Consider the following 22,935-nt stretch of genomic DNA (forward strand, 5'->3'; position numbering starts at 1 on the left):
CCGGGCCACCGTGGGAATTGAGTCGACCCCGCTCAAGTTTCATGACACGTGAGCCGGTTTTCGCCGGTCAGAGACAGTCAGGAGAACGCCATGAGCATCACTCTCTGGACCCGCCGTGACCCGTTCGCCGAGTTCGACGCGCTGGTCCGCCGCTCGTTCGGGCCGACCGAGACCGCCTTCACCCCGGCGGCCGAGGTGACCCGCGACGGGGACGACGCGGTCGTCCGCCTCGAGGTACCCGGCGTCGACGTCGAGAACGACGTCACCGTGGAGGTCGTCGAGGGAAAGCTCGTCGTGCGCGGCGAGCGCAAGGACGCGCGTGACGGGAACTCGTTCAGCGAGGTCCGCTACGGCTCCTTCCGGCGGACGTTCCGCCTCCCGAAGCACGTCGCCGCCGACGCGGTCACCGCGTCGTACGACCAGGGCGTGCTGAGCGTCCGGGTGGCGGGTGCGCACACCGCGCCGGAGCGGCCGGAGGCCCGCCGGATCGCCGTGACGGCGGCAGCGTCCACCGTGGACCACACCGCCTGATCCGGTGCGTCATTAGTACAGGCCGGGCCCCCTGGGCCCGGCCTCGCCCATATGTAATAGACCGAACGAACTAAGGGGCCATCCTGCGTTCGGGAGATGCGCTGTTCCGCTTCGCTGTGTGACCCCACGACCGCTCTCCGGTGCGATATCACTGTTTGGGGAAGCGTTCAGCGTCCTCAGGCGACGAAACGGGTCACATAGCAATGACGACGAAGCGACGGGGCAAAAGCCGCGAGATCGCCCGCTCGGCAATTTCCGTGTTGAGCGAGCACGGAGTTCGCAACGCTCGGTTGGCGGACATCGGAGCGGGGTTGGGTATGACCGGCGCCCATCTCCTCTACTACTTCGAGAGCAAGACCGACCTGTTCATGGCTTCGTTGCGGATCGTCGAGTCCGACCTCCGGGAACGGGCCGAGTCCGCGTTCGCGGAGCTGGCCACGGCGCAGGAGCGCTGGCGCTGGCTGGTGGACGCCGCCGCACCGAGCGGCCTGCGCGACAGCAACCTGATGATGTGGCTGGAGGCCTGGTCGGAAGCGGTGCACGACCCGGCGGTGCACCAGCTGATCACCGAGCTCGAGACCGGCTGGCAGGGGCTCGTCCGCGAGGTGCTGGAGTACGGGGTGCAGACCGGCGAGCTGGACGCCGACCTGGACGTGGAGACGTTCGTCGAGGGCTTCTCCGCGCTCCTCGACGGGCTGACGATCCGGGCGGTCGTCGGCTACCGCCCGGTCGACAAGGCACGCATCGTCGAGATCTGCGACCGGTTCGCCGAGGCCCACCTGCGCTGGAACACCCCGGCGCCGGTCTAGGACCCGCGGTAGTACGCCCCGCGCAGCGTCATGTCCACGACGTCGGTGACGTACGGCTGCGCCTGCTCGATCATCCGGGGACGGAGCTCCACCGGCGTGACGAGCACGTGCAGCAGGACGGCGCCGAAGACGCTGTCGATGATCGCGGTGGGGGACGCGTCGGCCGGGAGCTGACCGACCGCGATCGCGTCGCGGACAAGTTGGCGCGCGGCCTGCACGGCCGGCGTGACGACCTCGCGGTGGAACAGATCGAGCAGCTCCGGATCCTGCGGCGCTTCGACGTAGAGCCGGATCAGCGCGTGGCCGCCCGGCGCGAGGTACCGCTCGAGGCTGCTCAGCGCGGCCCGGACCAGGGCGTCGCGCAGTGAGAGACCGGCCGGCGGGGCCGGGGGTGGCGGCACCCGGCCGATCGCGTCGACGAGCAGCGCGCGCCGGTCGGTCCAGCGCCGGTAGAGCGAGTCCCGGCTGACGTCGGCGGCGCGTGCGACCGACTCGAAGTTGAAGCCGGCCCAGCCGACCTCGCCGTAGATCGTCAGCGCCGCCGCGGCGATGCGCCGCTCCACCGCGGGGTCACGCGGACGCCCTCGGGTGGTGCGCGTCACTGCCGGGGCACCTCCCCTGCCGTATTGCCGACGACTGTCGTCGGATAATAATGGACGCGTGGCAGCAACTGAAACGCGCGGGTTCGTGGTGCTGGGAACCGAGCAGCAGGCGGCCTGGGGGCGGCGGGAGCTGCCGGGAGTCGAGAAACTCGCCGGTGGCGTCTGGTCGGTGCCGGTGCCGATCCCCGACAACCCGCTGCGGTACACGCTGAGCTACCTGCTCCCCGGCGAGCGCGGCGTGGTGATCGTCGACCCGGGCTGGAACGACGAGGACACCTGGACCGCGCTGACCACCGGGCTCGCGGCCGCGGGGTACGGCCCGTCCGACGTGCTCGGGGTCGTCGCGACCCACGTGCACCCCGACCACCACGGGCTGTCGCTGCGGCTGCGCGAGGAGACCGGCGCCTGGGTGGCGATGCACCCGGCCGAGGCCGAGAGCATGCCGCAGCGGATGGGCGCGACCACGTCGGAGATCCGGCGCACGGGAATGACGCGGATCCTGCGGATGTCCGGCACCTCGGACGAGGAGATCGACGCCCTGCTGGGCAGCTTCGACCCCCGCTACGAGCCCGACCTCGTGATGGCCGAGCCGGACGTGCTGCTCGAGGACGGCGCGCTCGTGCCGCTCCCGGGCCGGCGGGTCCGGACGGTGTGGACGCCGGGGCACACGCCGGGGCACATCTGCCTGGCCGACGAGGAGACCAGGACGCTGCTCACCGGCGACCACGTGCTGCCCCGGATCAGCCCCAACATCGGCCTGGGCCCGAAGACCGACGCGAAGCCGCTGGCGGACTTCCTGGCGTCGCTGAAGAAGGTCGGGGCCTACGACGACCACGACGCGCTGCCCGCGCACGAGTACCGGTTCCGCGGCCTGGCCGCGCGGACGGCGGACCTGATCGCGCACCACGAGGAGCGCTGCCGGGAACTGGTCGCGGTGGTGCGGTCGCTGGGTGAGCCGACGCTGTGGAGCATCGCGCAGGGGCTGACCTGGTCGCGGCCGTGGGAGGAGATCGGCCGGATGCGCTTCGCCGCGCTCGGCGAGACGGCCGCCCACGTGCAGTACCTGGTCGACCGCGGCGACCTCACCTGGATCGCGCCGCCCACCGAGGGCGGCGCGCCACGGGTCACTCGACCGTAGGGCTGCGCCGTTCGATCAGGACGGTGTCGCGCCAGACGCCGTCGAGCCGGCCGATGCGTTCCCGGGTGCCGACGACGCGGAACCCGCGGCGCGCGTGCAGCGCCAGGCTCGCGGTGTTCTCCGGGAACACCGCGGATTGAATCGTCCAGATGCCGTCCCGGTCGCAGGACTCGACGAGCGCGTCGAGCAGGCGCCCGCCGACGCCCCGCCCGCCCGCGTCCGGCCGCACGTAGACGGAGTGCTCGACGACACCGGCGTACGCCGGACGCCGGGACACGGCCGAGCAGGCGACCCAGCCCAGCACCGTGGAGCCCGCCACCGCCACGAACCGGTGCGACGGCAACCGCGCGGCGCTGAACTCGGCCCACGGCGGCACCACGGTCTCGAACGTGGCCTGGCGCGTCGCGATCCCGGCCCGGTAGATCTCCAGCACCGCCTCGGCGTGCCGCCCGGTCATCGCGACGATCACGGGGTCGCGAACAATCCGGTCTCCGGGGGCAGGTCGGCGATCGAGTTCTCCAGGCGGTGGTGGTGCGTGGCGGAGATGTCGAGCAGGGACTTCGCGTCGCGGGCGGTGAAGGCGGTCAGCATGGCGTGGTGGTCGGCGTGCAGGGCGGCACGTTCCTCGACGCCGATGTACGCCATCGGGCGGCACGGCTCGGTGACGTTCCACGCCGACTCCAGCACGTAACGCAGGCGTTGCATCCCGGCCGGTGCGAGCAGGGCCATGTGGAACCGGCGACTCTCGCGGTGGTAGGCGGCCGAGTCGTCGTCGGACACCGCGCGCTCCAGGGCGGCGAGCGCTTCGGCCGCGCGCACGTCGTCGGCGGAATCGGCGGCCACCACGGCGGCGGCGAGCGCGGCCGCCTCCAGCACCCGGCGCACGACGTAGACCTCGCGCAGCTCGGCCAGCGTGAGCTGGGCGACCGTGTAGCCGGAGCGGGGACGGTGGTCGACCAGGCCTTCGCCGATCAGCGTCATCAGCGACTCGCGTACCGGGATCGGGCTGACGCCGAAGCGCTCCGCGACCTCGCCGACCGGGATCGGGACGCCCGGGGGCACCTCGCCGGCGAGGATCACCCGGCGCAGCTCGTTGAGCACTTCGGCCTGGGAGGCGCCCGGTATCGCCGTGACTTTGCCCGCGAAATACGAGTGCCGTCTCTTGGGTGCCATGCGCGCCTCCCGGGTTGCAGACACGGTAGGCCCGATCCGTTTCGAGGGAGTGTCGATTCGCGTCAGATTGTTGCTCCCGTTTCCCGTGAGAACGAGCTCAGCAGCCCGGTGTACGGCTTGGTCGGCGGCGGCGCGAACTCCAGTCGGGTGCTCGTCGTGAGCCCCAGCGCGACCAGGCTCTCCACCATCTTGGTGGCCGCCGCCACCCCGTCGACGACCGGCACGCCGACCGCCGCGCCGATCCGGGCGCAGAGGTCGGCCATGCCCGCGCAGCCGAGGACGACGACGTCCGCGCCGTCCTCGTCGACGGCGCGGCGGCACTCCTCGGTGATGCGGTACTCGGCGTTCGAGCCGGGCCGCTCCAGCTCGAGCACCGGGATCTCGCAGGCACGCACCTGGCGGCACTGCGGCGCCAGGCCGAACCGGGCGGCCAGTTCCCAGGCGCGCCCGGCCGTGCGGCTCAGCGTGGTCACGACGCTGAACGTCCGGCCGAGCAGCACCGCGGTGCGCATCGCGGCCTCGGCGATGCCGAGCACCGGGCCGTGGGCCAGCTCGCGGGCGGCGTCGACACCGGGGTCGCCGAAACAGCCGACCACGTAGCCGTCGACGCCGTCCCGCTCGCCCGCCGCGACGACCCGGAGCAGGCCGGGGACGGCGAGCGCCTCGTCGTAGTGGCTCTCGATCGACACCGGCCCCATCGGGGAGGTGACGGCCTCGACCGTGGTGCCGACCGAGGCCACCGCCCGCGCGCACGCGCCCATCGTCGCGGTCATCGATTCGGTGGTGTTGGGGTTCACGACCTGGATCCGCACTGATCCTCCTGGGTCAGCTCTCCGGCGCGGCCGCCGGAGCCGCCGCCGGCGCGCTCACCGGGATCTGCGACTTCAGCCCGAGGTAGAGCGCGAACGCGATGCCGGCGCCGATGAACCAGCTGAACGCGGCCACGTCCGCCGAGGCGAAGAACACCACCAGCACGCCGATCACCGCCGCGACCGCCGTCGCCACGATCGCGACCGGGTTGTAGCCCTTGACGTAGTGGTAGGTCCCGTCGCCGCGCATCGTGTACAGGTCGTCCACGACGACGGTCTGCCGCTTGACCAGGTAGTAGTCCGCGATCAGCACCCCGTACAGCGGGCCGATGAACGCACCGAGCACGTCCAGGGTGTAGTGGATCGTGTCCGGCGAGTTGTAGAGGTTCCACGGCGTGATCAGCACCGAGCCGATCGCCGCGATCATGCCCCCGGCCCGCCAGCTGATCTTCTGCGGCGCGACGTTGGAGAAGTCGAACGCCGGGGAGACGAAGTTCGCGACGATGTTGATGCCGATCGTGGCGATCATGAACGTCAGCGCGCCGAGCACGATCGCGAACGTGTTGTCGAGCCGGGCCACCGTCTCGACCGGGTCGGTGAGGATCTCCCCGAACACCGGCCGGGTCGCCGCCGCGGTCACCACGACCAGGATCGCGAACACCAGGAAGTTCACCGGCAGCCCGAGGAAGTTGCCCTTCTTCACCGCGCCGAACGTCGTGCCGTACCGGGCGAAGTCGCCGTAGTTCAGCATCGGGCCGGAGAAGTACGACACGACGAGCGCGATCGCGATGATCGTCTCCTGCCAGGCCGGCCAGCCGGTCAGCGTCTCCCCGCTGTCGGACAGGTTGAAGTCCAGGTTCGACCAGCCGGCCTTGTAGACCAGGTACGCGGCGAGCAGGAACATCACCAGGTAGACGGCCGGGCCGCAGAAGTCGATGAACTTCTTGATCGCCTCCATGCCGCGCCAGAACACCACCGCCTGCAGCACCCACATCACGCCGAACCCGAGCCAGCCCAGCGCGGACAGCCCGAGGAAACCGTGTTGGTCGACGTCGGCCCAGGGCGCGAGCCCGGGGTCCAGGCGCAGCGCCACCACGATCAGCGCGGCCGACGCCAGGTACGTCTGGATGCCGTACCAGGCGACCGCGATCAGGCCCCGGATGATCGCCGGGATGTTCGCGCCGAGCACGCCGAACGGGATCCTCGACGCCACCGGGTACGGCGTGCCGGTGCGCTGGCTGGGCCGGGCGACCAGGTTGCAGAGGAAGTAGACGATCGTGATGCCGATCAGCAGCGCGATCAGCACCTGCCAGGCCACCAGCCCGAGCGCGAACAGGCTGCCGGCGGTGAGGTAACCGCCGACGCTGTGGACGTCGGACATCCAGAACGCGAAGAAGTTGTAGGACGTCCAGTTCTGGTTCTTCAGCGGCGCGAGGTCCTCGTTGGCCAGCCGGGGGTCGTAGCCGGGCTTGATGATCCCGTCGCCGGCGGCGTGGCTGTGTGTGGTCTCCGCGGGTAACGTGGTTTCGCTCATGAGCACCCTCCGTCGTCGAGGGCTCACGCTAGGCCCGGCAAATTGCGCCTCTATTGCCTCGCGGATATATCTGCCGCCGAGGGCCCGTGAACCTTCCTCGAGGCGGGCGCGTGTAGCCGGTGCAGTCCAGCCAGCTTGAGGGGCCCACCGTGACCGTCCTGAGCGTTCTACCCGGCGCATTCGGCGTCGACCGCGTCGTCCGACCCGTACCCGACGTCTCACCCCGCCGCCACAGTGGAAGCGCCGCCCGGCAGCCGGACGGCCCGGTGGCCTACAGTCAGGGGCTGACTCTTCAGACGGCGCAGCGAGGGGAGCGGCGGATGGTCCGAAGCGCTGGTCAGCGACAAGGCCCGGCTGGGAACGAGGCGCTGATTCGGTCGCTGTTCGCCGAACACGGTCGGGCGTTGTTGGCGTACGTCACGCGCTTGACCGAGGACCGCTCGCTCGCGGAGGACATCGTTCAGGAGACGATTCTCCGGGCGTGGCGCAATCCGGACGTTCTGGTGAACGGCAAGGGCTCGGTCCGCGGCTGGCTGCTGACGGTGGCACGCAACATCGTCATCGACCAGAGCCGCGCCAGAGCGGCCCGCCCGACCGAGGTGCCGGAGGTGCCCTACAAGCCGCCGGTGGCGCGCGACCACGCGGAGAACGTCGTCAACCAGATGGTCGTCATGGACGCACTGGAGCAGCTGCCCCCGGAGCACCGGGACGTGCTGGTGCAGATCTACCTGAAGGGCCGCACGATCAAGGAGGCCGCCGAGGCGCTCGGCGTGCCGGTCGGAACAGTGAAGAGCAGAACGTTCTACGCGCTGAGAACCCTGCGTGACGGCTTCGGTGGCCGCGACATCGGGATGGTGACCCGATGACCACGCCGCACGGACACGTCGACATCGCCGGCTACCTGTTCGGCCTGCTCGACCCGGTCGAGTTCCGCCGGGTGGAGGAGCACCTCGCCACCTGCGCCGCGTGCCGCCACGAGGTCACGGTGCTGCGCGAGATCGAGGACGCGCTCGACGAGGTGCCGCCGGAGCTGTTCCTGGACGGCCCGGATCCGCAGGCCGACCTGCTGCTGCAGCGGACGCTGCGGGCCGCGCGCGAGGAGAGCGGCGGTGCGCGCCGATCACGGGGCCGCGGCCTGCTGGCCGGTGCGGCCGCGGTGGCCGTGCTGGCGGCCGCGGTCGGCGGCGGCGTGGTGCTGGGCCGCGGCACCGGATCGGACAACCCGTCGGTCGCGCTGCCCTCGGAGACCGCGACGGTGCAGGGAACCCGCAGCGGCTCGAACACCGATCCGGCGACCGGCGCGCGGATGACCGCGAGCGTCGTGCCCGCCACCGGCTGGGTGCACGTGAACGTGAAGCTCACCGGCATCAAGGTCGGCGAGGAGTGCGAGATGGTCGTGCACAGCACCCACAGCGAACCGGTGCTCGCCGGCAGCTGGGTGATCTCGGAGAAGGCCGCGTCGATGCCGGGCGGGTGGCCCGTCACCGGCAACGCCGCCGTGGCCCCGGAGGACGTCGACGCGGTCGAGATCCGCACCACGGCCGGCCGGCACCTGGTGACGGTGGACTTCTGACGGCCCCGGAGACCGCCACCGAGGCCGACGGGCTGGAGTTCGTCGGTGAATCGATGGGGCAGGCGCCGCCGCCACCGCGTCGGCGGCGCTGGCTGGTGCTGTTGCTGGTGGCCGCGCTGGCCGTGCCCGGCCTCGTCTGCGTGGGCGTCGTAACGTCGTTCAGCAGCCTCGTGCACCGCGACCCACCGCCCGATCTGGAGTCACCCGCGGTCGTCGACGCGCACGCGGACACCGTGCGCCGCGTCACGGCCGCGCTCACCGCCGCGACCCCGACCGGCCCGGCGCCGGTGACGACCGCGCGCTACGACGCGTGTGTCCGCGGCTCACGTCAGCTGACGGCGTGGGACGACTTCGACTGGGTGTGCGCGACCCGGGGCAGCGCCGTGCTGAGCCTCCCGGCGGCCGACCTCCGCACCACGCTGCCGGCCGAGCGCGACCGGCTCGTCGCGGCCGGCTGGACCATCGCCTCCGACCAGCTCGACGCCCGCCTCGGCTCGGCCGACGAGCGCTCGTGGAACGTCGTCGAGCTCGACCGGGACGGCGTCCGCCTCGCGCTCTCCTACGGGCCGGCCGACGCCGCGTTCGTCGGGAACTGCCTGCGCCTGCAGAAGGTGGACGTCAGCGCGTGGGCGACGCCGAACTGGGAGGCCGGCTCCCCGGAGCTCGACCGCGGCGCGCTCGACGGCGCGGTGCGTGCCGGGTCGGCGTTCGTGCTGGTCACCGCCCAGCGGGTGTGGTTCGCCAACTGACGTTCGTCCGGGCGAAATCTTCGCCTCGTACGGTGCGGTGCGTGGACGCGGCTGCGGTGCGGTGGACGGTCGTCGGCTGGGCCGGTGTCGCGGCGGTGACGTTCGTCCTCGCGACCGGCCGCGACCCGACCCCGCTCCGGCCGCTGACGACCCCGGTCGCCGACGGCACCCGGATCCGGCACGCGGACCCGCTCACGCTCACCCCGGGCCAGGGGGCCGACCTGGACGCGCCCGCCTACGACGCCGAATGGGGCTCGCCCAGCGACACCGACGGCCCCGGCACGGCGTTCGACGTGATCTACACGTCCACCGGCCTGAGCCGTGCCGACGGGGCGCTGGACACCTCGCTGACGCTCCTCCGGGCTCCGAGCGCGTGCGCGGAGGCGACCGGCTACGGCTCCGCGGCCATCCCCCGGCCGCGCCTGGTGCCCGGGGCGCGGATCTGCGTACGCACGGGCAACGGTCGCGTGGCGCTGGTGGACGTCCTCGCGGCCGCGCCGGGCACCGGTTCGTTCTACGTGACCACGTTCGCCGGGCCGCTCGACGTGCCCTGACCCCGCACCAGGTCGAAGAACGCCACGAGCTCGGCGGTGAACAGCTCGGGCTGCTCGAACGCGGCGAAGTGGCCACCGCGGTCGAGCTCGTTCCAGTGCCGGATGTCGGTGAACCGGCGTTCGGCCCACCGTCGCGAGGCCCGGGGGTTCTCCTTCGGGAAGATCGAGCACCCGGTCGGTACCCGGATCACGTCGGGCGTCGCCCGGGTGAACCACTGCTGCACCGTCGCGAAGCTCTCCCAGTAGAGCCGCGCGGACGACGCCCCGGTGCCGGGCAGCCAGTAGAGCATCAGGTTGTCGAGCAGGTCGTCGCGGCTCAGCGCGTCGCCGTCGCTCCAGGAGTGGAACTTCTCCACGATCCACGCGCACAGCGCGACCGGCGAGTCGACCAGCCCGTAGCCCACGGTCTGCGGCCGGGTCGAGTGTTCGAGCGAGTAGCCGTCCTCGGTCCGCTGCGCCCGCTCGAGGTCGGCCAGCGCCGCCCGCTCGGCCGGCGTGAGGTCGTCGAACGTGGCCGGGTCCGGCGCGGCCAGCGGCGGCACCAGGTGGATACCGGCCAGGTGCGCCGGGTCACGCTGGGCCAGCACCGTGCTGACGCTCGTGCCCCAGTCGCTCCCGGCGGCGCCGTACCGCGGGTAGCCCAGGCGGGCCATCAGCTGCGCCCAGGCGTCGGCGACGGCCTCGATGCCCCAGCCGGTGCGGCCCGGTTTGTCGCTGAAGCCGTAGCCGGGCAGGGACGGCACGACGACGTGGAAGCCGGCCTCGGTCAGCGGGCCGACGACCTTCAGGTACTCGACGACCGAGCCGGGCCAGCCGTGCGTGAGCACCAGCGGCAGGGCGTCGGGGCGCGGGGAGCGCGCGTGCAGGAAGTGGATGTTCAGTCCGTTGATCTCGGTGCGGAACTGCGGAACCGCGTTCAGCCGGGCCTCGGTGGCCCGCCAGTCGTAGTCCTCTGCCCAATAGCGACAAAGCTCGCGAAGGTAGTCGAGTGGGACGCCCTGCGACCAGTCGTCGACGGTCTCCGGTTCGGGCCAGCGGGTGCGACGGAGGCGGTTCCGGAGGTCGTCCAGGTCGGCCTCGGGTATCGCTACAACGAGCGGATGGATCGCAGCGGGCATAAGGTTCAGTGTTGCCGGAGTTGGACTCCGGGAACGCTGTGAACCAGAACTCGTCGAGCGACGTGTTCACCTGGTGAAATTCTGCTGCACCTCGCTTTTCGTCCCGGCCCCGACAGTGGAAGGTGGTGACCGGTGACCGCGACCGCACCAGCGACCGTGCGTGTTCTCGCCCGGGCCAAGCTCCCGACCCGGCACGGCGTTTTCGACGCCGTCTGTTTTTCCGGTGCTGACGACGTCGAACACCTGGCTCTCTCGATGCGGACGCCGCCCGCCGTGCCGCCGAGCGACGAGCCGCCGTTGATCCGGGTGCACTCGGAGTGCCTGACCGGCGAGGCGCTCGGCTCGCAGCGGTGCGACTGCGGCCCCCAGCTGGACACCGCGCTCGCCCTGATCGCCGAGGAGGGCCGGGGAATGGTCCTCTACCTGCGCGGACACGAGGGCCGGGGCATCGGCCTGGCGCAGAAGATCCGCGCCTACGCGCTGCAGGAGGCCGGGCTCGACACGGTCGAGGCGAACCTGGAACTCGGTGAGCCGGTCGACCGGCGCAGCTACGGGCCGGCGGCCGCGTACCTGCGCCAGATCGGCGTCGAGCAGGTGCGGCTGCTGACCAACAACCCCGACAAGGTGGCCGCGTTACGCGCGGCCGGGATCGGGATCGCCGAGGTGCACGCGATGCCGGCGGCGCCGCTGCCGGCCAACGAGGCCTACCTCGCGACGAAGACGCAGAAGATGGGGCACCGGGGCCTGCGCCCGGGCGAGGAACCGCTCTCGTACTCCGCGGACTGACGGCACGACGCTACGGGCGGGTCACGGGCTTCCGTGGCCCGCCCGCGTCGCTGGTGTGGTTTTCCGCAGTGCGGTGGCGGCCGGTCCCCCCGTACGGTCGGGACATGCTTCGTCGTGGGCTGCGGATCGGCGCCGGGGTGGCGCTGGGCGGTGTGACCGGCGGGGCCGCGCTGGGGTACCTGGTCGTGGCCGGGGTGGCGCTGGTCGTGACCGGCGGCCGGGCCCGGCACCGGGTCGGTGCGCTCGCGGTTCGCCTGGTGGCGCTCGACCGGCGGCGGGTACACCGCTACCTGGGGCCGAGTGTCGCCGGTGAGGCCGAGGCCGGCCGCGCGTTCCGGTATCTCCTCGCGCGGGTTCCGGTGGGCCTGTTCTCCGGGCTGCTCTGGGTGCTCCTGGCGTGGGGAGCGGTGACCGTGCTGGCGATGATCGGCGGCTGGTTCATCGGGCGGCCGCTGGACGGCATCGAGGCCACGCCGGTCACCGTGCCGTACCTGCTCGGGCTGGCCGCGGTGCTGGCGTTCCTCACCGTCGAGGGCATCCTCGCGGTGGGCCGGATCGACCGGTGGACGGCCGACCGGCTGCTCGGCCCCGCCCCCGGCGCCGAGTACGAGCGGCGGATCGCCGAACTGTCCACCGCACGCTCGGAGGTGGTCGCGGCGGTCGACGCGGAACGCCGCCGGATCGAGCGGGACCTGCACGACGGCATTCAGCAGCGGCTGGTCGCGGTGGGCATGCTGCTCGGCCGCGCCCGGCGCCTTCCCACACCCGACGCCAAGCTCGCGGCCCTGCTGCGTCAGGCCCACGACGAGGCGGCCGAGGCGCTCGTGGAGCTGCGCGAGGTGTCCTGGCGGGTCTTCCCGGCCGCGCTCGACGCCGGTGGGCTGCCCGCCGCGCTCGAGACCGTCGCCGACCGGTCGCCGGTGCCGGTCGTGCTCGACGTCGAGCTCGACGCCCGGCCGGTGCGTGCCGTGGAGACCGTGGCGTACTTCGTGATCAGCGAGGCGGTGACGAACGCGGTGAAGCACGCGTCCGCATCCCGGGTGGACGTGCTGGTGCGCGGCAGCGCGAACGAGCTGGCGGTGACGATCCGCGACGACGGCCTCGGCGGCGCGACCCCGGACGGCGAGGGCCTCACCGGCCTGCACCGGCGCGTGCGTGCGCTCGACGGGCGGTTCACCGTGGACAGCCCGGCCGGCGGCCCGACGACGGTGGAGGCGGTGCTGCCGTGCGGTTGATGCTGGCCGAGGATTCCGCGTTGCTCCGGGTGGGGCTGGAGCGGCTGGTCACCGACGAGGGCCACGAGGTCGTCGCGTCCGTGGGCACCGCCGACGAACTGCTGGTGGCGGTGGCCCGCGACCAGCCCGACGTGGTCGTGGTGGACGTGCGGATGCCGCCGACCCACACCGACGAGGGGCTGCGTGCCGCGTTGCGCATCCGGGCGGACTGGCCGGGCGTCGGCGTGCTGGTGCTCTCGCAGTACGTCGAGAAGCGGTACGCGACCGAGCTGCTGGGGCGCACCGCGTCGGGCATCGGCTACCTGTTGAAGGACCGGGTGGTGCGGGTCGAGGAGTTCCTCGACGCGCTGGCCCGGGTCGGGGAGGGGCGGGCCGCGTTCGACCCCGAGGTCGTGCGCCAGCTGCTCGCCCGCCCGGCGTATCCGGTCTCCGCGCTCACCGCCCGGGAACGGGAGGTGCTCGCGCGGATGGCGCAGGGCCAGACGAACGCCCGGATCGGCGTCGAGCTGTCGATCTCGCAGAGCGCGGTGGAGAAGCACGTCAACGCGATCTTCGAGAAGCTGGGTCTGTCGGCCGAGGGCGGCTACAGCCGCCGCGTGCTGGCGGTGCTGCGTCACCTGGGAGCCTGAGGTCACCCGGGGAGCTGGCGCAGCTGGCGGCCCTGCGCGGCCCGGACCCCGTCCGCGGTACGCAGCTCGGTCTCGTCGCCGCCGTGCACGGCGGCGAAACCCCGCCAGGTGTCGTCCACGGTCGTGGTCATCGCGCGGGCTCGGGGTGGCGGGCCGGGGTCAGGCCCACCGACGCGACCGCGGCCACCCGGCTGAAGGAGCTGGTCGCGGCCGGGATCCTGGCGAAGCGTCCGTACCCCCCGCTGACCGTCGTGGCCGAGGTCGGCGCACCCGTCGAGGTCGCCGTCGAGCTGAACGCCGACGATCTCCACGTCCGGGTGAACCGGCGCCGCGTGTAACCGGCGAACCGGGGGAATGGTCCACGCATGGACATCGACCTCACCGGCCGGCGCGCGCTGGTCACCGGTTCCACGCAGGGCATCGGGTACGCGATCGCCGCCGGGTTGGCGGCGGCCGGCGCGGAGGTGCTGGTCAACGGCCGGTCGGCCGACCGCGTCGAGAAGGCGGTCGCGTCGATCGGGCGGGCGAACGTGCGTGGCGTCGTCGCCGACGTGGCGTCCGCCGAGGGCTGCGACGCCGTGCTCGCGGCCGCTCCGGAACTCGACGTCCTCGTCAACAACCTCGGCATCTTCGGGGCCAAGCCGGTGCTCGAGGTGTCCGACGACGAGTGGCGTCGGTACTTCGAGGTGAACGTGCTGTCGGGCGTGCGGCTCACCCGCACGTACCTGCCCGGGATGATGGAGCGCGGCTGGGGCCGGGTGATGTACGTCAGCAGCGACTCGTCGGTCGTGACGCCGGTCGAGATGGTGCACTACGGCGTCACCAAGACCGCGCTGCTCGGGGTGTCGCGCGGGTTCGCGAAAGCCGCGGCCGGCACCGGCGTGACCGTGAACTCGGTGCTCGCGGGGCCGACCCACACCGGCGGGGTGGAGGAGTTCGTGTCCGAGCTGGTCGGCGACGAGCTGCCCTGGGACGAGGCGCAGCGGCAGTTCATGCGCGAGCACCGCCCGCAGTCGCTGCTGCAGCGGCTGATCGAGCCGCCGGAGATCGCGAACCTGGTCACGTACCTGGCGTCCGATCTGGCCTCGGCCACCACCGGTGGAGCGGTCCGCGTCGACGGCGGCTACGTGGACGCGATCCTGCCCTGAACCTCGTCCACCAGGCCCCACCGCAGGGCCTGCTCGGCGTCCAGGCGGCGGCCGGAGAGCCCGAGCCAGGCCGTGCGCTGCCGTCCGATCCGGCGCGGCAGGCTGACCGTGCCCCCGGCGCCGGGCACCAGGCCGAGCGACACCTCCGGCAGCCCGATCGACGTGTCCGGCGCGGCCACGACCCGGCCCGCGAACGCGGGGAGCTCGATGCCCGCGCCGAGGCAGGCGCCGTGCAGGTGAGCGGTCGCGCGCCGGGCGACGCCGTGCAGCAGCCGGGCCGGGCTCCGCGTCAGCCGGGTGAGGTGGCCGACGGCCGGGTCGGGGCGGGTGCCGAACTCGTCCAGATCGCCGCCGGCGCAGAAGTCCGGCCCGTCGCCGTGCAGCTCCAACGCCACGGTGGGGTCCGCGGCGGCCCGCGCGAACGCCTCGGTGAGCGCGTCGCGCATCGTCGCGTCGAGTGCGTTGCGCCGGGCGGCGCGGGTCATCGTCACCCGCAGGACGTCGCCGTCCCGTTCGGTCCGGACCCGGTCGCCGGTGGCGTCGGCCGGCCGGGGTGGCCGGGTCGCGCGCCAGCGCGTGAACTCCGCGCCCGCCTGGAGCGTCGAGTAGGTCGCCGACTCGGCGACCAGCCCGGCCGGGACGTCGAGCCCCTCCGCCGAGCGCAGCAGTAACGCCAGCGCGGCGGCCGCGAGCGGGTTCGCGGCCGCGGTGGTGCGCAGCGCGGCGAGGCCACCGGCACTTCCGTCGACCGGAGTGACGTAGGGGCGCGGCGCGTCCGGATCGTCGGTGAGCAGGACGTCGCCGAGGATCAGCGGCACGTGCCCGGCCCCGGCGAACACCGCCGGATCCGGCACCACCAGCACCGTCACGCACGGCAGGGCGCGCAGGTCGGTGACCGACCGGCTCGGGTCGACGATCATCGCGAGCCCGGCCGCGGAGGCCGCGTCCGGCACGTCGATCGCGAGCAGTGGATCGTGGAGCGCCGCCGAGAACGTCTCGGCCGCCGCGGGGTCGCCGAGCGCGTCGAGCAGGTCGCGGACGTTCACTTCCTCGGCCGGTTCCGGGGGGCCGCCGACCGCGGCGGATCGGTGCGCATGTGGTCGCGGACGCGGGTGAGCAGGCCGCCGAGTACGGTCAGGTCCTCGCGGGGGAGCGGGTCGAGCAGCAACCGCCGCACGAGGGCCACGTGCCCGGGCAGCACGGCGAAGATCCGCTCCCGGCCGGCCGCGGTGAGGCTGACCGTCGTGCTGCGGTCGTCGTCGGGCGACGGGGCCCGCGCGATCAGACCGGCCTTCTCCAGCAACCCGGCCTGGTAGGTGAGCCCGCTCCGGCTCACGACCAGGCCGTCGGCCAGGTCGGTCATCCGCAGCTGCCCTCCCGGCGCTTCGAACAACTGCATCAAGACCTTGAACTGGACGCTGGTCAAGCCCTCGCCGCGCAGGTGCTGCTCGACCGCGTGGGCGAGCAGGCTGCTGACCTCCTCGAGCGCGAAGTAAGCGCCGAGCTCGGCCGGGTCCAGTCCTCCTTCGTCCGTCACGGTGGTCCATTCTACTTGCTTCGAATTCAAAGCATGCTACGGTCCGGATACGTGCTTCGAGTTCGAAGCATCTTACGGGAGGAGTGTGCCATGAAGGCAGTGCGCTACGCGAGTTACGGACCGCCGTCGGTGCTGGAGATCGTGGACGCCGAGCCGCCGGTGCCGTCAGCGGGGCAGGTGCTCGTGCGGACCGCCGCGACGTCGTTCAACCTGGTCGACGCCGTGATCCGGTCGGGCGTTCGGCAGCAGGCGTTCCCGCTCACGCTTCCGTACACGCCGGGCATCGAGGTGGCCGGAACCGTCGTGTCGGGCGGGCGCTTCGCGGCCGGTGACGCGGTGATCGGGCTGCTGCCGATGCTGGCGAACGGGGCCGCGGCCGAGTACGTGGCCGTCGACGAGGCGGTGCTGGCGCCCGCGCCGACGAGCGTGCCGCTGGCCGACGCGGCCGCGTTCCCGGTCGGTGCCCTCACCGCGTGGCAGGGGCTGTTCGAGCACGCCGACGTGCGTGCCGGGCAGCGGGTGCTGGTGAACGGCGCCGGCGGAACGGTCGGCGGGTACGCGGTGCAGCTGGCCGCGCGGGCCGGAGCGCACGTGATCGCGTCCGCGAGCCCACGCAGCGCCGCACGGGTCCGCCGGTACGGCGCGGCCGAGGTCGTCGACCACACCGTGACGCCGGTCGGGGACGCGCTGACCGCACCGGTCGACGTGGTGTTCGACGTGGTGCCGCGGTCGGACGCCGCGCTGGTGTCGGCGGTCGCGCCCGGCGGGAGCTACGTGACCGCGTCGACCGAACCGCCGTCGGACGCGCCGGTGCGTGCGCTGCGGATGTTCGTGCGTCCGGACGCCGAGCGGCTGGCCGCGCTGGCCGCCCTGGTGGACGCCGGAGAGCTCGACCTCGACGTCGCCGAGCGGTTGCCGCTGAGCGAGCTGGTGTCGGTGCACGAGCGCGCGGAGGCGGGGAAGCTCACCGGCAAGGTGGTGTTGGTCCCGTAGCACCGCCCGGACGTGTCCGCGGCGGCGACGGCCGCCCGCACCCGCGCCGCGACCGGTGCCGCCGGGGCGACGGCGCGCGGCGGGCCGGGAAGGGGGACCGGCAGAACATACGTGGCACCCGGACCAGAGAGGCGAGGTCCGGGTGCCACGCTGTGCTGCGAACGGCTCTGGTTCCCCGGCAGCTGACCGGGGCGGTACCGGCGAACCGGCCGTCCGCGCGGGTGGGGTACACCGGGGCACCCCACCCGAGCAGGTAATCCCGCGACTACAGCCCGCTTCCGGGCGACGGCTACTGCGCCTTCGCCAGCTCCGGCTCCGGCTCGGTGGCCGGGGCACCGTGGTGGTCGTCGTCGATCATCGTGGCCTCGTCGAACGGAGCCTCGCCGGCCAGCACCCGCGCGGCCTGTTCCCGGTCGAACGAACCGGTCCAGTTGCCCACCAGCACGGTCGCGACCGCGTTCCCGGCGAAGTTCGTCAGCGCCCGCGCCTCGGACATGAACCGGTCGATGCCGACGATCAGGCCGACGCCGTCGAGCAGTGCGGGCTTGTGCGAGGCCAGACCACCGGCCAGCGTGGCGAGACCGGCGCCGGTGACGCCCGCCGCGCCCTTGGACGCGATGATCATGAACAGCAGGAGGCCGATCTGCTCGCTGATCGACATCGGCTGGCCCAGGGCGTCGGCGATGAACAGCGACGCCATCGTCAGGTAGATCGCGGTGCCGTCCAGGTTGAACGAGTACCCGGTCGGCACGGTGATGCCGACGACCGGTCGGGAGACCCCGAAGTGCTCCATCTTGGCGATGAGCCGTGGCAGCGCCGACTCCGACGAGGACGTCGACAGGATCAGCAGGAACTCGCGGGCCAGGTACTTCAGCAGCGAGAAGATGTTGATCCGCGCGCCGATCCAGAGGATCGCGCCGAGGATGCCGAAGACGAAGATCGCGCAGGTGATGTAGAAGCCGAGCATCACCTGGAGCAGGGCGGTCAGCGCGTCCCAGCCGGTCTCGCCGACCACGGCGGCGATCGCGCCGAACGCACCGATCGGCGCGACCCACATGATCATCGCGAGGATCCGGAAGACGAGCTTCTGGAAGTAGCCGATGCCCCGCAGGATCGGCTCCCCGGTGCGGCCCATCGCCTGGATCGCGAAGCCGACCAGCAGCGCGACGAACAGCGCCTGGAGCACGACGCCCGAGGTCAGCGACGAGATCATCGTGTCGGGGATGATGCCGAGCAGGAAGTCGACGGTGCCGCCTTCGCCGTCGGCGGCCAGGTCCTTGCCGGCGTCGGCGTTGGTGGCCAGGTCCAGCCCGGAGCCCGGCTGGATGATGTTGCCGACGACGAGGCCGATGGCCAGTGCGAACGTCGACATCGTGAGGAAGTAGCCGAGCGCCAGGCCACCGACCTTGCCGACGGCGGCGGCGCTGCGGATCGACCCGATGCCCAGCACGATCGTGCAGAAGATGACCGGGCCGATCATCATCTTGATCAGGTTGACGAACCCGGTGCCGAGCGGTTTGAGCTCTTTGCCGAGGTCGGGCCAGATCAGGCCGACGGTGGCGCCGAGCACGACGGCCACGATGACCGCGATGTAGAGGAAGTGGGTCCGGTCGCGCTTGCGGGGAGCCTGCGGCTCGGGCTGGGTGTCGCCCGGCGGGGCATCTGCGGTGGTGGACATGTGGGGGCCTTCTTTCTGCGCGGTGTCGACGACGGCACTGCGTATGAATGCTTTTCGACCGACCTCTGCGGGCCGTGTTCAGTCAGCGGGGCGATCTGAGGTGGAAAAGCGTTCACCAGTTGATGCCCAGAATCTCGGGCTGAGTGACACCGGTCACTGTTCTGTACATTGCGTACATGTCACGAGCCCGGGAATGGAGTCTCGCCCGGCAACTGTTCGCGCTGCAGATCACGGTGGTGACGGTCGTCGTCGCGGCCGGGCTGGGCGCGGCGGTAGCGCAGGCCGAGCACTCCACCGAAGACGGCGCGGAGAGCCGGGCGTTGTCGATCGCTCACGCGGTGGCCGCCACGCCCGAGGTCCGTGACGCCCTGTCGTCGCCGAACCCGACGACGGTGCTGCAACCGCACGCCGAAGCGGTGCGAACGGCAACGGGCACGGACTTCGTCGTGGTGATGACGACCGCCGGGATCAGGTACACACACCCAGATACCACGCAGATTGGCAAAAAGTTTTTAGGGCACATCGACGTGGCGCTGCGCGGCGCGGACTTCACCGAGACCTACACCGGCACGCTGGGGCCGTCGGTGCGCGCGGTGGTGCCGATCACGATCGGCGGGACCGTGCGCGGACTGGTCTCGGTCGGCATCAAACGCAGCGCGATCGACCGGAGCCTGCAGGGTCAGCTGCCGGTGCTCGCGCTGGCCGGCGGGCTCGCGCTGCTGGTCGCCGCGGCCGGCACGTGGCTGGTCAACCGGCGACTGCGCCGCCAGACCCACGACCTGGGTCCCCGCGAGCTCAGCCGGATGTACGCCTACTACGACGCCGTGCTGCACGCCGTCCACGAAGGGCTGTTGCTGCTCGACGCCCAGGGCCGGGTGCAGCTCGTCAACGACGAGGCCCGTCGGCTGCTCGGCCTGCCGGCGGACGTGGTGGGCCGCCCGGTGACCGACCTGCCGCTCGGCGCGTCCCTGGGCAAGGGGGAGGAACAGACCGACGAGCTGCACCTGACCGGGGACCGGGTCCTGGTCGTCAACCAGCGCGCGGCCGGCGGCGGCAGCGTCGTCACCCTGCGCGACCACACCGATCTGCAGGCGCTCACCGGCGAGCTGGACTCGGTGCGCGGGTTCGCCGAGTCGCTGCGTTCGGCGGCGCACGAGGCCGCGAACCGGCTGCACACGGTCGTCTCGCTGATCGGTCTCGGCCGGGTCGCCGACGCGGTGGAGTTCGCCACCGGCGAGCTCGCGCTGAGCCAGCAGCTGGCCGACCGCGTGGTCGAGGCGGTGGAGGAGCCGGTGCTGGTCGCGTTGCTGCTCGGTAAGGTGGCGCAGGCCTCGGAGCGGGGCGTCGAGCTCGTGCTCGATCCGGAGTCGGCGGTGCCGTCCGGCATCGCGGATCCGAGGGACCTGGTGACGATCGTCGGCAACCTGATCGACAACGCGGTGGACGCGGCGGTGGCCGCACCGCCACCGCGCCGGGTCGAGGTGGCGGCCTGGGTGGCCGAGGAGGAACTCGTGCTCGAGGTGGCCGACTCCGGCACCGGGCTGGACGCCGAGCAGGTCGAGCAGGCGTTCGCGCGGGGCTGGTCGACGAAGACCGACGAGCGGCTGATCGGGCGCGGGCTGGGGCTCGCGCTGGTCGGGCAGGCCGTGCACCGGCACGGCGGCACGATCGACGTCACCGGCGACGCCGGCGCGGTGTTCACGGTGCGGCTGCCGATGCGGGCCCGGGTCACCACGCCGTGATCAGGGTGCTGGTCGTCGAGGACGATCCGATCGCCGCCGACGCCCACGCGGCCTACGTGGAGCGGGTCGCGGGGTTCACGGTGGCGGGCACGGCCCTGAGCGCCGCCGACGCGTTGCGTGAGATGGGGCGCGCGCCGATCGATCTGGTGCTGCTCGACATGCACCTGCCCGACATGCACGGCCTGGACATCTGCCGCCGGATGCGGGCCCACGGGCACCGCGCCGACGTCGTGGCCGTGACGTCCGCCCGTGATCTGAGCACCGTGCGGGCGGCGGTCTCGCTCGGCATCGTCCAGTACCTGATCAAGCCGTTCGTGTTCGCGACGTTCGCCGAGAAGCTCGAGCAGTACGCCGCGTACCGGTCGACGCTCGCCGGCGGTGGCGTGCTGAGCGGTCAGCACGAGGTCGACCGTGCGCTCGCGCTGCTGCACGGCCGCGGGCAGACCGGCCTGCCCAAGGGGATGAGCCCGGAGTCGCTGGACGCGGTGACCGGCGCGCTCCGGGCCGCGGACGTCCCGGTCTCGGCCAGCGAGATCGCCGAGGACCTGGGCATGTCCCGGATCACCGCGCGCCGCTACCTGGAGCACCTCACCGACGCCGGGCTGGCGACCCGGGCGGCCCGCTACGGCCGCGCGGGTCGCCCCGAGCTCGAGTACCACTGGAACGCTTAGGCCAGCCAGTCCCGGAGCACGTCGGCGTTGTCCCGGCCCGGGCCGGGAGGAGCGGTGGTCGCACCCGGGGGCGTCCGGGAGAAGCGCGGTGCCGGCGCGGCCTGCGGTACGCCGTGGGGTTCGACGACCGTGCCCCGGGCGGCGAGGTGCGGATGCGCCGGCGCCTCGGCGAACGTCAGCACCGGGGTGACGCACGCGTCGGTGCCGTCGAACACCGCGGCCCACTCGTCCCGCGTCCGGGTGGCGAACGCCTCGGTGAAGCGCTTGCGGATCTCCGGCCAGTTCGCCGGGTCGTCCCGGTTCGGCACCTCGATCGCCAGCCCGGCCAGCAGCGCCGCGTAGAACTGCGGCTCCAGGGCGCCGACCGCCACGTACCGACCGTCGCCGCACTCGTACGTGTCGTACCAGGGTGCGCCGCCGTCGAGCAGGTTGACGCCGCGCTCGTCGCTCCAGCCGCCCAGGGCCCGGAACGACCAGAACATCTGGGACAGCAGCGTGGCGCCGTCGACCATGGCGGCGTCGACGGTCTGCCCGCGGCCGGACCGCTGGCGTTCGAACAGCGCCGCCAGGATGCCGACGAGCACCAGCATCGAGCCGCCGCCGAAGTCACCGACGTAGTTCAGCGGCGGTACCGGCCGCTCGCCGACCCGGCCGATCGCGTGCAGCGCGCCGGTCACCGAGATGTAGTTGATGTCGTGCCCCGCGGTGTGCGCCCACGGACCGTCCTGACCCCAGCCGGTCATCCGGGCGTAGATCAGCCGGGGGTTGACCGCGGCGCAGTCGTCCGGGCCGACGCCCAGGCGCTCGGTGACGCCGGGCCGGTACCCCTCGAGCAGCACGTCGGCGGCCTCGATCAGGCGCAGCAGCGTCGCCTTGTCGTCGGCGTCCTTCAGGTTCAGCGCGACCGAGCGCCGGTTGCGCAGCGTCTGGTCGCTCGCCTCGCCGCCGGTGGCCGGTGGCCGGTCGACGCGCACGACGTCGGCGCCCAGGTCGGCGAGCACCATCGCGGCGTGCGGACCCGGACCGATGCCCGCCAGCTCGAGGACCTTGAGACCGGCCAACGGGCCCATTACCGCCCCTTCCACACCGGAGAGCGCTTCTCGGCGAACGCGATCGAGCCCTCGCGGGCGTCCTCGGACGCCATCACCGGCCCGACGATCGCGCCCTGCTTCTGCCACAGTTCGGCGTCGCTCCAGTCCTGCGACTGGACGATCAGCTGCTTCGACGCGGCGACCGCGAGCGGGCCGTTGGCCGCGATCCGGGCGGCCAGCGCCTTGGCGCCGTCGAGCGCGCCGCCGGTGGGCGTCAGCGAGTTGACCAGGCCGTACCGGTGCGCGTCGGCGGCGCTCAGCGGGTCGCCGGTCAGCGCCAGCTCCATCGCGACGGCCGGCGGGATCCGGCGGGGGAGGCGCACCAGTCCGCCGGCCGCCGCGACCAGCCCACGCTTCACCTCGGGGATGCCGAACTTCGCGTCCTCGGCGGCGACGATCAGGTCGCAGGCCAGCGCGATCTCGCAGCCGCCGGCCAGCGCCCAGCCCTCGACCGCGGCGATGACCGGCTTGCGGGGCGGCAGGGCCGTGATGCCACCGAACCCGCGCTTCTCGTCGCTCGGGTTCTCGCCGGCGACGAACGCCTTGAGGTCCATGCCCGCGCAGAACGAACCACCGGCGCCGGTGATGATGCCCAGCGTGAGGTCGTCCCGTTCGTCCAGCTCGTCGAGCGCGGCCGAGATCCCGGCGGACACCGCGCCGTTTATCGCGTTCCGCGCCTTCGGTCGGTTGATCGTGATGATCGATACGCCGTCGGCGTGTTCGACCTGTACCTCGTCGCTCACGTGACCAGCCTTCCGCCGTTGGATGCCTTTCACGCAACGTATCGGGAGTCGGCCGACACCGCCCGGGGATCCGGTCAGCTCTGACCGGAAAC

At 72.5% G+C, this 22,935-nt stretch carries 27 protein-coding genes; 14 read left to right on the forward strand and 13 right to left on the reverse strand.

Translation table 11 applies throughout. From position 1 onward, the window contains the following. Positions 1-90: 90 nt before the first annotated feature. Positions 91-531 (forward strand): Hsp20/alpha crystallin family protein, encoded by a 441-nt coding sequence (locus tag ABD437_RS19365; RefSeq protein WP_344650270.1) that lies wholly within the window; start codon positions 91-93, stop codon positions 529-531. 203 nt (positions 532-734) lie between these two features. Then, the gene (locus ABD437_RS19370; RefSeq protein WP_344650271.1) at positions 735-1,340 is read left to right on the forward strand and encodes a TetR family transcriptional regulator C-terminal domain-containing protein; all 606 of its coding nucleotides are present in this window, start codon (positions 735-737) and stop codon (positions 1,338-1,340) included. Here ABD437_RS19370 and ABD437_RS19375 read toward each other — a convergent pair. Continuing rightward, positions 1,337-1,942 carry a TetR/AcrR family transcriptional regulator gene (locus tag ABD437_RS19375; RefSeq protein WP_344650272.1) on the reverse strand — a complete coding sequence of 202 codons (606 nt, stop codon included), beginning with the start codon at positions 1,940-1,942 and terminating at the stop codon, positions 1,337-1,339. The genes ABD437_RS19370 and ABD437_RS19375 overlap by 4 nt on opposite strands. A 58-nt stretch (positions 1,943-2,000) precedes the next feature. Between ABD437_RS19375 and ABD437_RS19380 the strand changes: the two genes are divergently transcribed. After that, entirely contained in the window at positions 2,001-3,080 is a 1,080-nt protein-coding gene (locus ABD437_RS19380; RefSeq protein WP_344650273.1) for an MBL fold metallo-hydrolase, read from the forward strand. Here the strand turns inward: ABD437_RS19380 and ABD437_RS19385 are convergent. From ABD437_RS19385 to ABD437_RS19400, 4 genes are all read right to left on the reverse strand, one after another. Next, entirely contained in the window at positions 3,067-3,537 is a 471-nt protein-coding gene (locus ABD437_RS19385; RefSeq protein ID WP_344650303.1) for a GNAT family N-acetyltransferase, read from the reverse strand. The two genes, ABD437_RS19380 and ABD437_RS19385, sit on opposite strands and share 14 nt — an antisense overlap. An 8-nt stretch (positions 3,538-3,545) precedes the next feature. Further along, positions 3,546-4,253 (reverse strand): GntR family transcriptional regulator, encoded by a 708-nt coding sequence (locus ABD437_RS19390; protein ID WP_344650274.1) that lies wholly within the window; start codon positions 4,251-4,253, stop codon positions 3,546-3,548. 62 nt (positions 4,254-4,315) lie between these two features. Then, a complete protein-coding gene (locus ABD437_RS19395; protein WP_344650275.1) occupies positions 4,316-5,065 on the reverse strand; it encodes an aspartate/glutamate racemase family protein in 750 nt (249 codons plus the stop codon). 13 nt (positions 5,066-5,078) lie between these two features. After that, positions 5,079-6,596 carry an NCS1 family nucleobase:cation symporter-1 gene (locus ABD437_RS19400; protein WP_344650276.1) on the reverse strand — a complete coding sequence of 506 codons (1,518 nt, stop codon included), beginning with the start codon at positions 6,594-6,596 and terminating at the stop codon, positions 5,079-5,081. A gap of 320 nt (positions 6,597-6,916) precedes the next feature. Here ABD437_RS19400 and ABD437_RS19405 point away from each other — a divergent pair, with 320 nt between their 5' ends. From ABD437_RS19405 to ABD437_RS19420, 4 genes are read left to right on the forward strand one after another with little or no spacing between them, the layout of a single operon-like run. Beyond that, positions 6,917-7,462, forward strand: a complete 546-nt coding sequence (locus ABD437_RS19405) for a sigma-70 family RNA polymerase sigma factor (protein WP_344650277.1) — start codon at positions 6,917-6,919, stop codon at positions 7,460-7,462. Then, the gene (locus ABD437_RS19410; RefSeq protein WP_344650278.1) at positions 7,459-8,169 is read left to right on the forward strand and encodes an anti-sigma factor family protein; all 711 of its coding nucleotides are present in this window, start codon (positions 7,459-7,461) and stop codon (positions 8,167-8,169) included. The genes ABD437_RS19405 and ABD437_RS19410 overlap by 4 nt, the downstream gene beginning before the upstream one ends. Positions 8,170-8,222: 53 nt before the next feature. Then, on the forward strand, positions 8,223-8,918 hold the full coding sequence (locus ABD437_RS19415; protein WP_344650279.1) for a hypothetical protein: 696 nt from the start codon (positions 8,223-8,225) through the stop codon (positions 8,916-8,918). Positions 8,919-8,959: 41 nt separating this feature from the next. Then, positions 8,960-9,472, forward strand: coding sequence for a hypothetical protein (locus ABD437_RS19420; protein WP_344650280.1), 513 nt, complete (start codon positions 8,960-8,962; stop codon positions 9,470-9,472). Here the strand turns inward: ABD437_RS19420 and ABD437_RS19425 are convergent. Then, a complete protein-coding gene (locus ABD437_RS19425) occupies positions 9,433-10,590 on the reverse strand; it encodes an epoxide hydrolase family protein (protein WP_344650281.1) in 1,158 nt (385 codons plus the stop codon). The genes ABD437_RS19420 and ABD437_RS19425 overlap by 40 nt on opposite strands. A gap of 132 nt (positions 10,591-10,722) precedes the next feature. On the opposite strand from ABD437_RS19425, the gene ribA reads away from it, so the two are divergent. The 3 genes from ribA to ABD437_RS19440 all read left to right on the forward strand — a co-directional run bounded on the left by ribA (position 10,723) and on the right by ABD437_RS19440 (position 13,240). After that, positions 10,723-11,376, forward strand: a complete 654-nt coding sequence (ribA, locus tag ABD437_RS19430; RefSeq protein WP_344650282.1) for a GTP cyclohydrolase II — start codon at positions 10,723-10,725, stop codon at positions 11,374-11,376. A gap of 104 nt (positions 11,377-11,480) precedes the next feature. Next, positions 11,481-12,611 (forward strand): sensor histidine kinase, encoded by a 1,131-nt coding sequence (locus ABD437_RS19435; protein ID WP_344650283.1) that lies wholly within the window; start codon positions 11,481-11,483, stop codon positions 12,609-12,611. Further along, positions 12,602-13,240, forward strand: a complete 639-nt coding sequence (locus ABD437_RS19440) for a response regulator transcription factor (protein ID WP_344650284.1) — start codon at positions 12,602-12,604, stop codon at positions 13,238-13,240. The genes ABD437_RS19435 and ABD437_RS19440 overlap by 10 nt, the downstream gene beginning before the upstream one ends. Before the next feature lie 2 nt (positions 13,241-13,242). Here ABD437_RS19440 and ABD437_RS19445 read toward each other — a convergent pair whose 3' ends face one another. Beyond that, positions 13,243-13,371 carry a hypothetical protein gene (locus tag ABD437_RS19445; protein WP_344650285.1) on the reverse strand — a complete coding sequence of 43 codons (129 nt, stop codon included), beginning with the start codon at positions 13,369-13,371 and terminating at the stop codon, positions 13,243-13,245. Further along, complete coding sequence (locus ABD437_RS19450; protein ID WP_344650286.1) at positions 13,368-13,607, reverse strand: hypothetical protein; 240 nt, start codon at positions 13,605-13,607, stop codon at positions 13,368-13,370. The genes ABD437_RS19445 and ABD437_RS19450 overlap by 4 nt, the downstream gene beginning before the upstream one ends. Between ABD437_RS19450 and ABD437_RS19455 the strand changes: the two genes are divergently transcribed. Further along, a complete protein-coding gene (locus tag ABD437_RS19455) occupies positions 13,606-14,388 on the forward strand; it encodes an SDR family NAD(P)-dependent oxidoreductase (protein ID WP_344650287.1) in 783 nt (260 codons plus the stop codon). The two genes, ABD437_RS19450 and ABD437_RS19455, sit on opposite strands and share 2 nt — an antisense overlap. On the opposite strand, the gene ABD437_RS19460 is transcribed toward ABD437_RS19455, so the two are convergent. Next, on the reverse strand, positions 14,364-15,434 hold the full coding sequence (locus ABD437_RS19460; protein ID WP_344650288.1) for an enoyl-CoA hydratase/isomerase family protein: 1,071 nt from the start codon (positions 15,432-15,434) through the stop codon (positions 14,364-14,366). The two genes, ABD437_RS19455 and ABD437_RS19460, sit on opposite strands and share 25 nt — an antisense overlap. Further along, positions 15,431-15,925, reverse strand: a complete 495-nt coding sequence (locus tag ABD437_RS19465) for a MarR family winged helix-turn-helix transcriptional regulator (protein WP_344650289.1) — start codon at positions 15,923-15,925, stop codon at positions 15,431-15,433. The genes ABD437_RS19460 and ABD437_RS19465 overlap by 4 nt, the downstream gene beginning before the upstream one ends. 90 nt (positions 15,926-16,015) lie before the next feature. On the opposite strand from ABD437_RS19465, the gene ABD437_RS19470 reads away from it, so the two are divergent. Continuing rightward, positions 16,016-16,918, forward strand: a complete 903-nt coding sequence (locus ABD437_RS19470; protein WP_344650290.1) for an NADP-dependent oxidoreductase — start codon at positions 16,016-16,018, stop codon at positions 16,916-16,918. 289 nt (positions 16,919-17,207) lie between these two features. Here the strand turns inward: ABD437_RS19470 and ABD437_RS19475 are convergent, their stop codons facing one another. Beyond that, complete coding sequence (locus tag ABD437_RS19475) at positions 17,208-18,596, reverse strand: cation:dicarboxylate symporter family transporter (RefSeq protein WP_344650291.1); 1,389 nt, start codon at positions 18,594-18,596, stop codon at positions 17,208-17,210. Between the two features lie 176 nt (positions 18,597-18,772). Between ABD437_RS19475 and ABD437_RS19480 the strand changes: the two genes are divergently transcribed. Further along, positions 18,773-20,338 (forward strand): sensor histidine kinase, encoded by a 1,566-nt coding sequence (locus ABD437_RS19480; protein WP_344650292.1) that lies wholly within the window; start codon positions 18,773-18,775, stop codon positions 20,336-20,338. Continuing rightward, positions 20,335-21,009, forward strand: a complete 675-nt coding sequence (locus ABD437_RS19485; RefSeq protein WP_344650293.1) for a response regulator — start codon at positions 20,335-20,337, stop codon at positions 21,007-21,009. The genes ABD437_RS19480 and ABD437_RS19485 overlap by 4 nt, the downstream gene beginning before the upstream one ends. Here the strand turns inward: ABD437_RS19485 and ABD437_RS19490 are convergent. Both ABD437_RS19490 and ABD437_RS19495 read right to left on the reverse strand, forming a co-directional pair. Continuing rightward, complete coding sequence (locus ABD437_RS19490; RefSeq protein ID WP_344650294.1) at positions 21,006-22,079, reverse strand: CaiB/BaiF CoA transferase family protein; 1,074 nt, start codon at positions 22,077-22,079, stop codon at positions 21,006-21,008. The two genes, ABD437_RS19485 and ABD437_RS19490, sit on opposite strands and share 4 nt — an antisense overlap. Beyond that, positions 22,079-22,843 (reverse strand): crotonase/enoyl-CoA hydratase family protein, encoded by a 765-nt coding sequence (locus tag ABD437_RS19495; protein ID WP_344650295.1) that lies wholly within the window; start codon positions 22,841-22,843, stop codon positions 22,079-22,081. Before ABD437_RS19495 ends, ABD437_RS19490 begins: the two co-directional genes overlap by 1 nt. Positions 22,844-22,935: the final 92 nt, after the last annotated feature.

The sequence above is a fragment of the Cryptosporangium japonicum genome (genome assembly GCF_039524755.1).
GTDB classification, from domain to species: domain Bacteria; phylum Actinomycetota; class Actinomycetes; order Mycobacteriales; family Cryptosporangiaceae; genus Cryptosporangium; species Cryptosporangium japonicum.

Coding starts and splice junctions, on each gene's coding strand:
- ABD437_RS19475 (WP_344650291.1), bottom strand. CDS start 18,596: ATGTCCACCACCGCAGATGCCCCGCCGGGCGACACCCAGCCCGAGCCG.
- ABD437_RS19490 (WP_344650294.1), bottom strand. CDS start 22,079: ATGGGCCCGTTGGCCGGTCTCAAGGTCCTCGAGCTGGCGGGCATCGGT.
- ABD437_RS19435 (WP_344650283.1), top strand. CDS start 11,481: ATGCTTCGTCGTGGGCTGCGGATCGGCGCCGGGGTGGCGCTGGGCGGT.
- ABD437_RS19410 (WP_344650278.1), top strand. CDS start 7,459: ATGACCACGCCGCACGGACACGTCGACATCGCCGGCTACCTGTTCGGC.
- ABD437_RS19455 (WP_344650287.1), top strand. CDS start 13,606: ATGGACATCGACCTCACCGGCCGGCGCGCGCTGGTCACCGGTTCCACG.
- ABD437_RS19385 (WP_344650303.1), bottom strand. CDS start 3,537: ATGACCGGGCGGCACGCCGAGGCGGTGCTGGAGATCTACCGGGCCGGG.
- ABD437_RS19445 (WP_344650285.1), bottom strand. CDS start 13,371: ATGACCACGACCGTGGACGACACCTGGCGGGGTTTCGCCGCCGTGCAC.
- ABD437_RS19390 (WP_344650274.1), bottom strand. CDS start 4,253: ATGGCACCCAAGAGACGGCACTCGTATTTCGCGGGCAAAGTCACGGCG.
- ABD437_RS19405 (WP_344650277.1), top strand. CDS start 6,917: ATGGTCCGAAGCGCTGGTCAGCGACAAGGCCCGGCTGGGAACGAGGCG.
- ABD437_RS19425 (WP_344650281.1), bottom strand. CDS start 10,590: ATGCCCGCTGCGATCCATCCGCTCGTTGTAGCGATACCCGAGGCCGAC.
- ABD437_RS19470 (WP_344650290.1), top strand. CDS start 16,016: ATGAAGGCAGTGCGCTACGCGAGTTACGGACCGCCGTCGGTGCTGGAG.
- ABD437_RS19400 (WP_344650276.1), bottom strand. CDS start 6,596: ATGAGCGAAACCACGTTACCCGCGGAGACCACACACAGCCACGCCGCC.
- ABD437_RS19480 (WP_344650292.1), top strand. CDS start 18,773: ATGTCACGAGCCCGGGAATGGAGTCTCGCCCGGCAACTGTTCGCGCTG.
- ABD437_RS19450 (WP_344650286.1), bottom strand. CDS start 13,607: ATGCGTGGACCATTCCCCCGGTTCGCCGGTTACACGCGGCGCCGGTTC.
- ABD437_RS19415 (WP_344650279.1), top strand. CDS start 8,223: ATGGGGCAGGCGCCGCCGCCACCGCGTCGGCGGCGCTGGCTGGTGCTG.
- ABD437_RS19365 (WP_344650270.1), top strand. CDS start 91: ATGAGCATCACTCTCTGGACCCGCCGTGACCCGTTCGCCGAGTTCGAC.
- ABD437_RS19370 (WP_344650271.1), top strand. CDS start 735: ATGACGACGAAGCGACGGGGCAAAAGCCGCGAGATCGCCCGCTCGGCA.